Annotated in this window: 15 protein-coding genes; 5 read left to right on the top strand and 10 right to left on the bottom strand. The window is 40.1% G+C overall.

The features are described from left to right. Nucleotides 1-7: 7 nt before the first annotated feature. The 4 genes from HWV58_RS06970 to HWV58_RS06955 are packed head-to-tail and all read right to left on the bottom strand — an operon-like array spanning nucleotide 8 to nucleotide 3,255. A complete protein-coding gene (locus HWV58_RS06970; RefSeq protein ID WP_175633393.1) occupies nucleotides 8-997 on the bottom strand; it encodes a YihY/virulence factor BrkB family protein in 990 nt (329 codons plus the stop codon). 7 nt (nucleotides 998-1,004) lie between these two features. Further along, nucleotides 1,005-1,412 (bottom strand): acyl-CoA thioesterase, encoded by a 408-nt coding sequence (locus HWV58_RS06965; RefSeq protein ID WP_039472572.1) that lies wholly within the window; start codon nucleotides 1,410-1,412, stop codon nucleotides 1,005-1,007. Continuing rightward, a complete protein-coding gene (gene mltG, locus HWV58_RS06960) occupies nucleotides 1,412-2,467 on the bottom strand; it encodes an endolytic transglycosylase MltG (protein ID WP_175633392.1) in 1,056 nt (351 codons plus the stop codon). Before mltG ends, HWV58_RS06965 begins: the two co-directional genes overlap by 1 nt. A 17-nt stretch (nucleotides 2,468-2,484) precedes the next feature. After that, a complete protein-coding gene (locus HWV58_RS06955; protein ID WP_175633391.1) occupies nucleotides 2,485-3,255 on the bottom strand; it encodes a PASTA domain-containing protein in 771 nt (256 codons plus the stop codon). Nucleotides 3,256-3,471: 216 nt separating this feature from the next. Between HWV58_RS06955 and HWV58_RS06950 the strand changes: the two genes are divergently transcribed. From HWV58_RS06950 to HWV58_RS06940, 3 genes are all read left to right on the top strand, one after another. Beyond that, nucleotides 3,472-4,458 (top strand): D-alanine--D-alanine ligase, encoded by a 987-nt coding sequence (locus HWV58_RS06950; RefSeq protein WP_175633390.1) that lies wholly within the window; start codon nucleotides 3,472-3,474, stop codon nucleotides 4,456-4,458. 18 nt (nucleotides 4,459-4,476) lie between these two features. Next, nucleotides 4,477-5,058: a Crp/Fnr family transcriptional regulator gene (locus tag HWV58_RS06945; RefSeq protein WP_175633389.1), complete on the top strand. Its 582-nt coding sequence runs from the start codon at nucleotides 4,477-4,479 to the stop codon at nucleotides 5,056-5,058. Between the two features lie 96 nt (nucleotides 5,059-5,154). Continuing rightward, nucleotides 5,155-5,547 carry a DUF983 domain-containing protein gene (locus HWV58_RS06940; RefSeq protein WP_124560256.1) on the top strand — a complete coding sequence of 131 codons (393 nt, stop codon included), beginning with the start codon at nucleotides 5,155-5,157 and terminating at the stop codon, nucleotides 5,545-5,547. Nucleotides 5,548-6,063: 516 nt separating this feature from the next. Here HWV58_RS06940 and HWV58_RS06935 read toward each other — a convergent pair. From HWV58_RS06935 to HWV58_RS06910, 6 genes are all read right to left on the bottom strand, one after another. Continuing rightward, the gene (locus HWV58_RS06935) at nucleotides 6,064-6,597 is read right to left on the bottom strand and encodes a hypothetical protein (RefSeq protein ID WP_175633388.1); all 534 of its coding nucleotides are present in this window, start codon (nucleotides 6,595-6,597) and stop codon (nucleotides 6,064-6,066) included. Between the two features lie 46 nt (nucleotides 6,598-6,643). After that, entirely contained in the window at nucleotides 6,644-7,408 is a 765-nt protein-coding gene (locus HWV58_RS06930; protein ID WP_175633387.1) for a copper homeostasis protein CutC, read from the bottom strand. 18 nt (nucleotides 7,409-7,426) lie between these two features. Continuing rightward, nucleotides 7,427-8,305 (bottom strand): YegJ family protein, encoded by an 879-nt coding sequence (locus HWV58_RS06925; RefSeq protein ID WP_175633386.1) that lies wholly within the window; start codon nucleotides 8,303-8,305, stop codon nucleotides 7,427-7,429. A gap of 42 nt (nucleotides 8,306-8,347) precedes the next feature. After that, a complete protein-coding gene (locus HWV58_RS06920; RefSeq protein WP_175633385.1) occupies nucleotides 8,348-9,382 on the bottom strand; it encodes a N(4)-(beta-N-acetylglucosaminyl)-L-asparaginase in 1,035 nt (344 codons plus the stop codon). A gap of 149 nt (nucleotides 9,383-9,531) precedes the next feature. Then, a complete protein-coding gene (locus tag HWV58_RS06915; RefSeq protein WP_175633384.1) occupies nucleotides 9,532-10,335 on the bottom strand; it encodes a nitrilase family protein in 804 nt (267 codons plus the stop codon). Nucleotides 10,336-10,356: 21 nt separating this feature from the next. Further along, nucleotides 10,357-11,502 (bottom strand): methionine aminotransferase, encoded by a 1,146-nt coding sequence (locus HWV58_RS06910; RefSeq protein ID WP_175633383.1) that lies wholly within the window; start codon nucleotides 11,500-11,502, stop codon nucleotides 10,357-10,359. A gap of 259 nt (nucleotides 11,503-11,761) precedes the next feature. On the opposite strand from HWV58_RS06910, the gene HWV58_RS06905 reads away from it, so the two are divergent. Continuing rightward, nucleotides 11,762-13,294, top strand: a complete 1,533-nt coding sequence (locus HWV58_RS06905) for a DUF2271 domain-containing protein (RefSeq protein WP_175633382.1) — start codon at nucleotides 11,762-11,764, stop codon at nucleotides 13,292-13,294. After that, on the top strand, nucleotides 13,260-13,949 hold the full coding sequence (locus tag HWV58_RS06900; RefSeq protein ID WP_217706959.1) for a PepSY-associated TM helix domain-containing protein: 690 nt from the start codon (nucleotides 13,260-13,262) through the stop codon (nucleotides 13,947-13,949). The genes HWV58_RS06905 and HWV58_RS06900 overlap by 35 nt, the downstream gene beginning before the upstream one ends. Nucleotides 13,950-14,507 lie beyond the last annotated feature (558 nt).

Genomic DNA, 14,507 nt, shown 5'->3' with positions numbered 1-14,507 from the left:
GAAAAAATTATTTCTTCTGAATATTTTCTTCAATTGGCTCCGATTTTTTGAAGAGATTAAAGGTAGGGCGGATAATTTTTACGCTTCTTTTGCTTACATCAACACTGGCATTCAGCTCAAAACCGATCAGCAAAATCAAAGAATTGAGGTAAAGCCAGATCATCACTACGATTAAAGTACCAATTGAGCCGTACACTTTATTATAAGAACCGAAATGGTTAATGTAGTAAGAAAAACCCCAGATGGTTAAAAAAGCCAGAATAGTGGCCAGCCATGAGCCTGCGCTAAAAAGCTTCCACTTTTTGGTATGAGATGGGCCGTAGCGGTACAAAATAGAAATGGTAATAAAATACAGTGCGGCCAATAAGGCCCAACGGGTAAAGTTTACCGTATAAACCAGAAAGCTGTCTTTTAAGTGTAATTCGTCATTAATTTTAGTCAGTAAAATATCGCCTAAAGCCATGGCACTGATGCATATGATGATCGAAAAACAGATGATAACGGTTAATATCAATGCAATTAAACGCTGTTTTAACCAACCCCGGGTTTCGATAATCAACGATGATTTGTTAAAAGCTTTCATCAGGTTTTTAACCCCATTGGTTGCAAAAAATAGTGCAGAGAAAAAACCAAAGGATAACAATCCCCTGTTTTGGTTTTTGATGATATCCTTTAAAGTTGTTTCAAAAGCATCGAAAGCATTGTGCGGCAATACGAGTTGGATGAGGTTTAACAGCTGATCCTGGAAACCCTTTATCGGGATAAATGGAATAAGCGTAAAAAGGAAGATAATGCCCGGAAAAATGGCCAGCATAAAGCTATAAGCCAGCGATGAGGCTTTATTAACCAGGGTATCCTTCCCAATTTCCCTGAAAAAGAAAGTGGCAACCGTATATAATGGGAGTGGACTAAAACCAGGCAAAACACATCCTTTGGTCCATTCGATAAACCTCGAATAGAGCTTAAGATGTAATAATTGCCGGTGTAACCATTCCATTGTATTACTAATTAAAAAATACCGATAATTTCTCCATAAAATTTTCGGGTGGATTTGTAGGTTTATTCTTTTTCATGTCTACAAAAACCAGGGTGGTGGCCCCAAGGTTAATCAGCTCTTCCTTTTCGTTATACAGCTCGTATTCAAAAAAGATCCTGATACCAGGGAGGGTTTTAATAATTGTTTTTACCGTAATTTCCTGATCGTAAAGTGCAGGTTTAATGTATTTGCATTTTAGTTCTAAAACAGGCATCATAATACCATCCGCTTCCATAGAGCTGTAGCTCATACCTAAACTGCGCAGCATTTCTACCCGGCCTACTTCATAATATTGGGCATAGTTACCATAATACATATAACCCATCTGATCGGTTTCGCCATAGCGCACCCGTATTTTTGTACTGTGGCTATACATTACTTAAATATGTTCCTTTTATTTAAAGCCTCACGGTATTTTTTGGCATTTACTTCATGCTCAGCCTTGGTTTCGGCAAAGTTGTGGTAACCCGAGAAATCTTCCTTGGCGCACATGTAAATGTAATTGTTCTTATCGCGGTTTAATACAGCATCGATTGCATTTATACTCGGCATCATAATTGGCCCCGGAGGCAAACCTGCATATTTATAGGTGTTGTAAGGCGATTGTACCTGCAACAACTTCCCTGTTACCCTTTTCACCGTAAAATCGTTATTGGCGAAAATTACAGTCGGATCGGCTTGTAACAATATACCCTTGTTTAAACGGTTTAAATACAAGCCGGCAATAATTGGCATTTCTTTATCGTAAAGCGCCTCACCATCTACAATAGAAGCCAGGGTATAAACCTGAGCTGGCGTTAGATTTAAGCTGGCTGCCTTTTGCTTGCGTTCTGTATTCCAGAATTTATCATATTCCTTGTGCATCCTTTCAAAGAAATCAACCGGCGAAATGTTCCAATACATTTCGTAGGTGTTTGGGATAAACATGGTGTAAACATTATCCTGATTAAAACCATATTTGGCAATCAGGGCAGTAGAATCTAAAGCATTAATGAAACTTAAAGAATCGGCTTCGAGGTTGCTGGCCAAATAGGCTGCAAAGTTTTCCTTCTTGCGGATGTTATGGAACTTTAGCTTAACAGGATCCTGGTTACCGGCTTTAATCAGGTTAATCAAAGTACGGTTGGTCATTCCCTTTAATAAACGGTAACGGCCAGGTTTAACACTATTGGCCAGGTTCATTTTTCCGGCTGCTGCCGTAAACGAAGAAATGCTTTTTACCAGGTCTTTCTTCTTTATTTCAGCTGCGAGGTCATTGTAACTGCTTCCCGTTTTAATGTACAGGTATTTTTGATTTTCGGTAACGTTAGGGGCAAAGTACAGTCGGTAAAGGTTTAGTGCAAAATAACCACCAATTAAAATCACAACCAGTGCAACTATCAGGGCTACTTTTTTGCCTGTACTCATATTCTTTTTTTCTACTTCAGTCATCGGTATATTATGCGTAATTATTGTTGTTTGTTAGATAAAGTAATGTTTATTTTAGTGCCAATGGCCACTTTGGTCACCGAATCGGCCACCACAGGGTCTTGTTTAATGATTACTGCAGCTGCGCTATCGGTTATCGGACCATCGTAAATAATGGTACCTAAACTCAGGTTCGAGCCTTTTAAGCTAAATTTCGCCTCGTCCATGGTTAAGCCCATTAACTGCGGGATTTCTACTTCTTCATTTCCGCGTCCATCGCCCAAAACAAGGTTGATTCGTGAGCCTACGGGAACAATCTGACCAGCAGTAATGGGCTGGCCACCAAATGAAGCTTCCAATACCACATCACGACTCACATCTGGTCTGTAAGTGGTATCGCCAAGTTTTAAACGCGAACTCTCAATAAGTGCCTGTGCCTCTCTCAGGGTTTTAAACGCGATATCAGGGAATTTTGTATTGGGTGTTTTACCCGCATTAATTGTTAAGTAAATGGTACGGTTATCTTTTACAAAAGTATTAGGATCTGGATCCTGGTCGATAACAATACCCGCTGGCTGGTCGAGAATAAAAACCGAATCTACTTCGTATTTTAAGCCTGCATCTCCGAGTTTTTTTACAGCCTGTTCAAATGGCAGTCCTTTAACCAACGGCACATTTAAGCCCTGACCATGCTTGGTGTAATATCTTAAGCTAAAAAAAGCGATTAGCAGCAAAACAATAACGGTAATAACGGCTGCTAAAATGTTGTTTCTAAAGGATTTCGTTTTTAAATAATCTATAAATTTAGACATGAATCTTAAATTTTGGGTTATGCGTGTAAGCTCAAATGTAGCTATTTTAAATCATTGAATATAAAACAGAATACCTGCACAAGCAATTATCCGTCCAATTATTTAGATTTTATTTATTGAATATTCTACCAGTCAAAATTAACTAATGCACAAAGATATTTATATTTTTGAGGATATATTTATAATCAATTTCTATTTATAATAAGGATTTCAGACATGAAAAAAACGATAGCATTGTTAACAGGCGGTACCACAGGCGAATGGGTTGTTTCAGTAAAAAGTGCGGCAACTATTGCGCAACATATCGACCCCGAATTATACGATGTTTATAAAATTATGCTGAACGAAAAGGGCTGGTTTTACGAGCCTGCCGATTCGGTAAAAATTGAAATTGATAAAAACGATTTTTCTTTAACATTAGAAGGAAGAAAGATAAAGTTCGACGGTGTATTTATTGCCATACACGGCTCGCCGGGAGAAGATGGTAAGTTGCAGGGCTATTTCGATATGATTGGCATTCCTTACACTACCTGCGATGCGTTAACCTCATCAATCACCATGAATAAAGGCTATACCAAAGCCATTGTTGAAGGGATTGATCATTTATATACCGCTAAATCGGTGCAGATCTTTAAAGATGGCAACTACAATGTAAATCAGATTAAACAGGATTTAAGGCTTCCGTATTTTGTAAAACCCAACAGTGGCGGGAGCAGCATTGGTATGACCAAGGTTAAACATGCCGACGACCTGGAAGCGGCAATTGAAAAAGCTTTTAAAGAAGATAGCCAGATCCTGATAGAAGAATTTGTGAGTGGCCGTGAGTTTTCGATCGGTATTTTTGGTGCCGAAGGAAAGGTTATTGTTTTGCCAACTACTGAAGTTATTCCGCAAAACGAGTTCTTCGATTTTGAAGCTAAATACACACCCGGTGCTACCGAAGAAATTACCCCAGGCAACATGACTGATGAAGAGTTGGTTAGGGTACAACAGGTGGTAACCGATGTATATAAAAAATTAAACTGCAGGGGTGTGGTACGGGTAGATTATTTCCTTGAGCATGAAACCGGAAAATTCTATTTTATTGAAATTAATACCATTCCCGGACAAACGGCTACCAGCTTTATTCCGCAACAGGTAGCAGCTATGGGTATTACACTGAAGGAGTTTTACACCCGGTTAATGAAAGAAACCTTAGGCTAGTTTAAGGCTCCCTGAAAAATGAATATTCAGAAGCTGATTGATCGCGGTTTAAAGGTAAAAACTTACGCTAAAGATTCGATGATTTACGAACCCGGCATGCAGCCCAGGTATGTGTATTTCATTAAATCGGGAGAGGTGCGCATGGTAACCGTAAGCGATGAAGGCAAGGAATTTATTCAGGGTGTTTTTAAAACAGGACAACATTTTGGCGAACCTGCATTGCTCATTAACAGGCCTTATCTGGCCTTTACCATTGCCAATAAAGATTCGCAGCTTATTGCCGTAAATAAGGATGACTTTTTCAGCCTGATTAAGCATGAGCCAGATTTTAGCATGAACCTGATCCAGACGCTGAGTCACAGGTTATTTTATAAATCGATGATGCTCGAAGAACTGGCCAATGAAAAAGCCGATCACCGTTTACTCACCATTATCAACTATTTGCTGCACGATATTGCTGTAGGCGAACATTTAAAGGTAACCCGGCAGGAGCTGGCCGATATGACTGGCTTACGGGTAGAAACGGTAATCCGTGGTGTAAAAATGCTTGCTGAGAAAGGTTTGATTAAAACTGTTAAAGGAAAAATAGTAAAAGGGTAGCATGATACCAATGAACAAATGATCTGATAAACATGACACAGATCATAATTTAGTGGAATATTAAAGCCTAACTTTGTAGTATCAAATCAGAATATTATGGCTGAGTTATCAAAATTTCAATCCTTTTTACAATGTAAATGCCCACGTTGCCGCAAAGGCGATATTTTTACGGGAAATGCTTATTCGTTCAGACTTCAAAAAACAAATATTAACTGCCCGCACTGCAATTTAAAATTCGAGCGTGAACCGGGTTTCTTCTACGTAGCCATGTTTGTGAGTTACGCCATGAATGTTGCCGAGATCATTACCATAGGCGTAGCCTCATACATTTTGGGCTTACCCTTGGTTTACGAAAACCTTTGGTATTATGTTGCCTTGATTTTAAGCGGTGTGCTGCTTTTATCGCCTATCAATTACCGTTATTCGAGGGTTATTTTATTGCACTATTTAACACCAGGCCTGCATTATGTACCAGGTAGTGGCGATTAATCAGCTGTGAAGTATAAGTGAAGTCAGATGTTTCCATCTGACTTTTTCAGATTATAGAAAATTAAAGTTTCTCATCCTGAGGGTTAATTTATTCATAAAAATTAATGTGAATAACAGCCCATTCAGGGGCATCATTTTGAGCGGAGTGCAACGCAGTAAAGACGCACGAAGTTCTCAGCGAAGCTAAATCTATTTAAAGATCTCTCCATTTCGCTGCGCTTCAGTCGAGATGACGATTCTTCTACCGGGTCTGTCAATGGTAGGATTAATTTATTTCATAAAAATTAGTTGCGAAAATTCGCCATTGCGAGAAGGCTTTTTCAGCCGACGAAGCAATCTTACAACGAGCGCATTAAGATTGCTTCGTTCCTCGCAATGACGAGAATTCTATTAGTTTCTGTCAACGGCAACCTGTCGAAGGACGTAATTATAAAGAGATCTCCCGACTCCGCTCGAAATGACGGATAATCTATTAAAATCATCACCTTGAGCATGTCAAAACACGATATCTCATCATCAAGGCTTACCCTTCATCGGGTGTTGCACATACTCAGACCAGCCCACCACTTTACCGTCTTTCATTTTAAAATCGTTAAAGCAGTTTACGGTATCGGTTTTACCATCTTTCATCGTCGAGATCTGTTTGTACCACAAACTCACCCATTCTTCTGATTTATCTTTGCTGATTACCGATTCCATATCTTCCATATCAATCTGGATATGCTTAAATCGGTCTATTTCGTGTTGGGCTTCACCTAAAAACTGACTTCTGGTGCCTTTAAAGCTATAGTTATCTACCATAAGCCAGATGCTGTCGCCAAGAAAAGGCTTAACAGCAGCCGTATCCAATGATGCAAAACCTTTTAATGCGCTCATGGCCGCAACCATGTTCTGAGGTTCAGGGTTCATTTGCCAGTTGTGCACTTTTTTAGGTGTGTACGGATACTTTGTAGTATCGGTAGCTACCGTTTCAGTTGTTTTTGCTTCTTTACTCTGGCATGCCGCCAATAGTAAAGCCACCGCAAAGAGGGGGACTAGTTTTTTGATCATAATTAGTATAGTTAATGGTTACTTAAATATACTAATTAACTGAATACTATTTATTTAAATTGTTTCCGATAATTTCGGTTAAAGCCTTAACCTTCGCTTCAGAAGTTAATTCGTAACGGTATTCATCTTCGATGCTGCCCATTTTGGTTTCGGTATTTCTATACTCCATTTTACTGGCTACAAATCCCTTTGCCGAAGCATGAAATTCTTTAGCACCGGTTTTGGTAATCAGTTCCTGTATGTTGCTTTCATTTATACCAGCACCAGGCATAATCGCAATGCGGCCATTAGCTTGTTTAACGAGTTGAGCCAGTTTTTCGATACCCAGCGGGGCGTTTGGTGCACCACCTGAAGTTAAAACCCGTTGAACTTTGAGCTCAATAAGGTCTTCTAAGGCCTGATCCATGTTGTTACTCATATCAAATGCCCGGTGAAAAGCTACCCCCATGGGCTGTGCAAGTGCAATCAATTCGGCACATCTGGCTTTATCAATGCTGCCATCGGCATGAAGTATACCAATAACCACCCCATCACATTTTAAAGATTTACAGGCGATTATATCTTCCTTCATCAACTCAAACTCGATATCGGAATATAAGAAATCGCCACCCCGCGGACGGATAATCGGCCAAATGGCAATGGTAAGATTTTTTTTAGCAAGCGCCAGCTGTCCATAGCTGGGTGTGGTACCGCCTTCGGCCAGGTTATCGCAAAATTCTACCCTGATGGCACCGCCATTTTGTGCAGCCAGGGCAGAAGTATAAGAATTGGCACATACTTCTAATCCGCCAATTGTTCCTTTATTATTCATGTTGTGCTTGGTTTGATATTATGCTTTTGGTCCATTTGGGCCAAGTACCACCCAACCTTTTGGTGATTTGTAGGTATTTAATTGCTGAACAGATTTGCCACCATCCGGATGCCAGCAGACTTCGGTAATTACCCAGTGTGTTTCATCGATCTTTTTACGTTCGGGGAATGCATTCTGGATAGCTGAAAAATCAGGAAAGCCGTTTTCTTCAATATTTTTGATGAAAGACAATTTTAACAATTCTGCAGTTTCAGCGATTATTGCTTTATTGATGTCCATATCCATGCCTGAGAGCATTGTGGTAGCTTCTTCGAAAAAATCTTTACAATCCATCGCTGCATTGATATCCTTGTAATTATAAGCTTTTTCTAAAGATAGAATGGCACCTTCGGGTGTTTCCAGATTTGTTTTAAAATGATCAACGCCCTCATCAATGTACAAATTGATCTGCTGATCAAAGGCCATTTTATCTTTATCGGGGATGTTATCGCGGATAGCCCTGATGGTGTAACCGCCAATTAATCGACCGTCTTCGATAATCATCCAATCAGATATCAGCTCGCGTTTAATCCCGATTTTTTGATTCAGTTTTACGCTATGTACATTAACCGGAGCATTTCCAACAGTACCAAATAAATTCCCTTCATCATCGAAATGAGGATCGGTTAACCAGATATGCTCTCCTTTATCTCCGTCAATAATCATCACCTTAACTGAAAAGTAATCCTGGTGTGGCAAAGGGTTTTTCAGGCTGGCTTCAAAATACCATAAGGTGAGCACAGCCTTTTCAATGGCCCAATCCATTTTTTCATTATCCTCCGGAACAACAACCATATCTGGCTCGCCTTTGCGCTCGGCAACGTTCTTTTTACCGAAAATCTTTGCTAGTAATCCCATTGGAGTTTGTATTTAGATGTGAGCTATGAATATCGTAAATGATTAATAGTAGCTTTTTCCTTTAATTAAAAGATCTTGTTTTTCGGCATTACAAACCGCATAACTAAAGCCTTGTTGAATAGCATAAGCGCCATATTCACCTTTTTTATTGATTGCAAGGAAACCCACCTGGATATTTTTAGCGGTTTCGGGTTTCTTTTTAATGATACGCATTACGGCTTCTTTACAAGCTGCTTCAGGGCTGTAACCTTGCCGCATCAGTTCTACTACCAAAAACGAACCTACATTTCTCACTACTTCTTCGCCAACCCCTGTAGAAGTTGCACCGCCAATTTCATTATCTACATATAAACCTGCACCAATAATAGGGCTATCACCAATGCGACCGTGAAGTTTATAAGCCATGCCGCTAGTGGTGCAGGCACCAGAAATGTTTCCCTTGGCATCGATGGCTAACATACCAATAGTATCGTGGTTATATTGGTTTCCGGGTAATTTTTGAGGAGCAGCTTTTTGATAAAGCTTATTCTCAATATTCATTACCGGTGCATACTTGGCTGTTTTTAACCATTCTTTCCATGCTTTTTCGCTAGCAGGGGTAAGCAGGTTTTCTTTTTTAAAGCCTTGCTCCAATGCAAACTGAAGTGCTCCATCGCCCGCCAGCATTACGTGCGGCGTTTTTTCCATTACTTTACGTGCTACCGAAATGGGATGTTTAATATACTCAAGCGCTAAAACCGCCCCGCAATTGCCTTGTTCATCCATAATACAGGCATCGAGCGTTACACGGCCATCACGATCAGGTAAACCACCATAACCAACCGACTGATTTTTTTCATCAGCCTCCGGAACCCAAACGCCTTGCTCAACAGCATCTAAAGCACGACCGCCTGTAGAAAGCACTTTCCAGGCATCGGCATTGGCCGCAATCCCAAAATCCCAGGTCGAAATTACAATCGGGAAATTAGCTGCTTTTTGGTTGTTCTGCGGAACTACGTTGGCAATACTGCTTTTATCAATGGCCAGTAACCCGGCAGAAAGGGCAGAGGCTTTTATAAATTTACGGCGGTTAAACATGTATGTTGGATGGTTTGTTGTTTTATTTGGTTAATTGTATAAATTGGTTAACTGGTTAATTGGTAGCTGTTTGGTTAATTGTTTAAATCGTTTAACTGGTTAATCGGTAGTTGTATTTTGTAAATTGGAATTTGATAATTGGTTATTTTCTAACTAATGGTAAATCTATCTGCATCTTTAAGAAATGGAAACTGCCGTCTGATTTTAACCAGTTCTTCGTAATTGATACTAAAGGTATATAAATCTTCGTCTTCTGGCTTGTAATAAACGGTATTGCCATAAGGATCTAAACACATCGATAAGCCACTGTGGTAAATCTGATTGCCATCATGGCCCACACGGTTTACAGCAATAACATAACTTTGGTTTTCTATTGCACGAGCCGGAATCAGGGCTTTCCAGTGGGCCGAACGCTTATCAGGCCAGTTAGCCACTAACAGTAATATATCGTACTCCTGATCTACATTACGTAACCACACCGGGAAACGGAGGTCGTAGCAAATGGCCAGTCTAATCTTCCAGCCTTTGAGCTCAACCACCAGTTTTTGCTTTCCAGGGCTAAAATGCTCGTCTTCATCGCCCATGCCAAACAAATGGCGCTTATCGTAATGCTGATACTTTCCATCTGGTTCCATCCAGATTAAGCGGTTATAATATTGGTTATTTTCTTTTATAATGATACTGCCGGTAACTACACAATTGTATAAATCGGCCATTTTGTGCATCCACTGCATGGTTTTACCACCCATTTCTTCGGCCAGGGCTTCGGAGTTCATGCTAAAACCGGTGTTAAACATTTCGGGCAGGATAATTAAATCTGTTTTTTCCCGTACACCCATGGAGAGGCGAAGGGCAAGGTTTAAGAGGTTCTTATCGATGTTTTCCCAAAAAAGATAAGCCTGAAAAACAGTTACTTTCAGGTTTTCTATTTGAGTGTAAACAGGTGCTTCCATTTCTATATGAGTTTGGTGCCGTTAAATATTCTTTAATTTCTCTGCAGCTAAAGCCAGTGTTTCGTGCTCTTTGGCAAAACAGAACCTGATGATTTTGTGGTCGGTACCTTTCTGGTAAAATGCAGAAACAGGTATCGTGGCCACACCAAATTCCTTAATCAGCCGCATACTAAAATCGGTATCTTTTTCATCGCTGATTTTCCGGTAGCTAACGCACTGAAAATACGATCCGTTGCAGGGTAGTAGTTCTAATCTGCTTTCGGCCAGCAGACTCCTGAAATAATCACGTTTCTCCTGAAAAAAGGCAGCAATTCCGGTGTAATTGGCAGGTGTTTGCAAATAAGTGGCAATAGCTTGTTGCATGGGACTATTAACGCTGAAAACATTAAATTGGTGTACCTTCCTGAATTCTTTGGTTAGTTTTTCGGGTGCAAGGCAATAGCCGAGCTTCCAGCCTGTAGCATGTAAAAGCTTGCCAAAAGAGGCTACAATGAAGCTCCGCTGCTTTAATTCGGGATATAACATTACACTTTGGTGCTTTTGCTCATCGTAAATTAAATGCTCATACACTTCATCACTCAAAATCAAAATATCTGTACCACTAACCAGTTTAATCAGGGCTTTCATGTCATCAGCTGATAAAATGCTCCCAGTTGGGTTTTGTGGTGAATTTAAGATGATCATCCGGGTTTTGGACGTAAAAAGCTTCTTCACCATGTCCCAGTCTATGGCATAATCGGGAGGGGCAAGTTCATAGGTCTTAACCAGTCCGCCAAGCAGTTTAATGGTTGGTGCGTAACTATCGTAGGCCGGTTCAAATATAATTACCTCATCACCGGCATTGATGATAGCAGCCAGGGCCGTAAAAATAGCTTGTGTACCTCCTGCAGTTACTGTAATTTCGGTATCAGGGTTATATTTTACTTTGTATAGGTTTTCTACTTTTGCAGCAATGGTTTCTTTCAAAACAGGAGAACCAGGCATGGGTGCATATTGGTTAAAACCATCCTGCATAGCCTTAGTTACCAGTTCGACCAGGTTTGGATCACAAGCATAATCTGGAAAACCCTGCGATAAATTAATGGCATTGTGTTCTGCCGCAAGTTTGCTCATCACCGTAAAAATGGTGGTACTTACGCCAGGAAGTTTAGATTGTATATTCAGCATCTTATAAGCGAAAATAGGAAAAAAAGCTTAAAGCCTATAGCAAAGACCTTAAAAACGACAGGCCAGAGGCATCAATTAAAGTTTGTAACCGATTAAACCCTCACTTTAATATCGTGTCAATGCAAATGATGTTGGCTTTGATATGAATTCAAAAAACAGTGGATCAAAAACGTATCATTTCCAATATAATTTAACCTTATTTAAAATTATTCCAAATTAAACCATTTTCTTTGTAAGCAATCTCCAATTATCAGTAAATATGAAATTTAAACACCTGGCCACAGTCTTCCTTTTGGTGCTTACCGCTTCATCTTTTGTTAAGCCGGTTAAGCCCTTCCGCACTTTTGTGTCCAATTACGAAAATGTACTGGGAACATCGTTAGAACTAAAATTTAAAGCAGCTAATCAAGCCGAAGCCGACCTGGCAGAAGCACGCGCCCTGAATGAAATTGATCGTTTAGATCATATTTTAAGTGCTTATAAAGCCGACAGTGAATTTAGCAAATGGATGAATAACAGCCCGCAAACCGTTAAAATTTCGCCCGAATTATTTGAGGTATTACAGCAGTTCGAACATTATAAAACGGCAACCAATGGCGCTATCGATGCTTCGGCAGAAGTAATTAGCAGGGTATGGAAAAAGGCTGCTGAAGCCAATCGTTTACCCACCGAAGCAGCATTACAGGATGCAGTGAGCCTGGTTAAACAAAAACACTACAGTCTTGATGCGCAAAATAAAACCGTTACGCGTTTGGATGATGCACCACTTGCTTTAAACTCGTTTGCCAAAAGTTACATCATCAATAAGGCTGCAGAAGCAGCTATGCAAACACCAGGGATTGAAAATGTGCTGGTTAATATAGGTGGTGATATGGTGATTAAAGGTAGCCAAACCGAAAATATTGAAATTACCAACCCTAAGGCATCTGCCGAAAACGAAGCCGCTTTAACTACGGTAAAAGTTGCGAATATGGCTGTGGCAACCAGTGGCAACTACCGCAGGGGTTTTAGCATAGGTGGCAAATGGTATTCGCACATCGTTGATCCACGCAGTGGAAAGCCTGTATCAGAGATTATCAGTGCTACAGTTATTGCAGCCAATGCGAGTGAGGCTGGTGCGCTAGCGACAGCCTTTAACGTACTCACCGTAAATGAAATTGCGCGTTTAACGGCCAGCAATAATGATATCGCTTATTTATTGGTTACTAAAGATGGTAAAGAGGTTAAGAGTAAAAACTGGACAAAATATGAGCTTGTAGATGAGAAAAAGACTGTTACCAGCCCAAAGATTAACCGTGCCGATAAACTTTGGAATACCAAATTTGAATTGCTGGTTAATCTCGAAATTGCGAATATCGAATCGGCTGATGGTCGAAGGGTGCGTCGTCCTTTTGTAGCGGTTTGGGTAGAAGATGCAGCGAAGAATCCTGTTCGCAACCTGGCCATCTGGTACAATAAACCGCGCTGGTTACCCGACTTAAAATCGTGGACGAGATCAAACGGAGATGAATTTAAAAAAGGTGCCGAAGGAAAGTTGAGCTCAACCAGTTCTGCAACGCGTGGTCCGGGGAAGTATAGCTTAGTTTGGGACGGCAAAAACGATAACGGACAATTGGTAAAAGAAGGCAACTACACCGTTTATATCGAAGTAGCCCGCGAGCATGGAACCTACCAGCTTATTTCGAAAGAAATGAAATTTGCAGGCTCAGCACAAAAATTAGCATTAACCCCCAATCCGGAATTAGCATCAGCATCACTTGAATACAGAAAAATCGGAACCCCAAAAAAGTAGTGTTATTGTCGCACCAGCAGGCTTAGGTAAAAAGGCAGTAAAAAAGGAGAGTGGCAAAGGAAAAGGTAAAAAGCGTTTAGCGGGATTATCGCGATGGCTGCACATTTACCTTTCGATGGTAAGTTTTACCATCCTTTTATTCTTTGCCGTTTCGGGTTTAACTTTAAACCATGCCGATTGGTTTACCACAGGCAAAGAAGTAGTTACTAAAGATTCGGGAATCGTTAACCTCAAATGGATTAAAGTTGCCGATACATCAAAAATTAATAAACTGCAGTTAGTAGAATTCCTGCGGAATAAACATGAGGTAAAAGGAGCTTTGAACGATTTCAGGATCGAAGAACAGGAGTTAAGCTTAACTTTTAACGGACCTGGCTATGTAGCAGATGCTTTTATCGATCGCGAAACAGGCAAATACGAACTTTCGGTTACGCGGATGGGTGTTGTTGCGGTAATAAACGATTTGCATAAAGGGAGGGATTCTGGCAAGGCCTGGTCGTGGATTATCGATATCTCGGCTGTACTGATGACACTGGTTTCTATTTCAGGGATTATTCTGATTTGTTTTATCAAAAAGAAACGTTTGAGCGGTTTTATTATCGCTGCTGCAGGAACGCTTATTTGCTATTTGATTTATAAGTTTTTAGTGCCATAGTTGTTTACCACGAAGAACACAAAGGTTTTTTAGAGAAGTTGTCATGCTGAAAATCTGCGTGTCTTTTCTGCGAAATCAGCGGGGAATAAAAAGTATTTAAAACCTTTGTGCGCTTAGGGTCTTAGTGGTAAGAAAAAAAAAGATCTTACACTACTTTTTCCCGCAGATCTAAAAGATTTTATCGCAGATCATATTGATTTAATTGCTAACCTGAGTTCGATCAGTATTCCTTTGAAAGCCTGTGTTATAGATGTTAAATCTAAGCTCATCGTCCTGCTGAATTTATTTCAGCATCTTTCCTGCTATAAAGACCCTGAAATAAATCCGATAGTTATCGGATCAGGGTGCCGAACGTTCATATCGAACAGCTTGTAAATAGCTCTTGTGGTTCCTAATCTGCGAAATCAGCGGGAAATAAAAAGCATTTAAAAACTTTGTGCGCTTAGCGTCTTTGTGGTAAGATAAAATAAGATGCTGCACCAATATTTTCCCGCAGATCATATTGATTTAATTACTAAAATCTGCGTGTCTTTTCTGCGAAATCAGCGGGAAATAAAA

Origin of the sequence: Pedobacter ghigonis (assembly GCF_903166585.1) — a bacterium.
Classification (GTDB): Bacteria; Bacteroidota; Bacteroidia; order Sphingobacteriales; family Sphingobacteriaceae; genus Pedobacter; species Pedobacter ghigonis.
The sequence above is the reverse complement of the archived record's forward strand: the minus strand, read 5'-3'. Positions and strand labels throughout refer to the sequence as shown.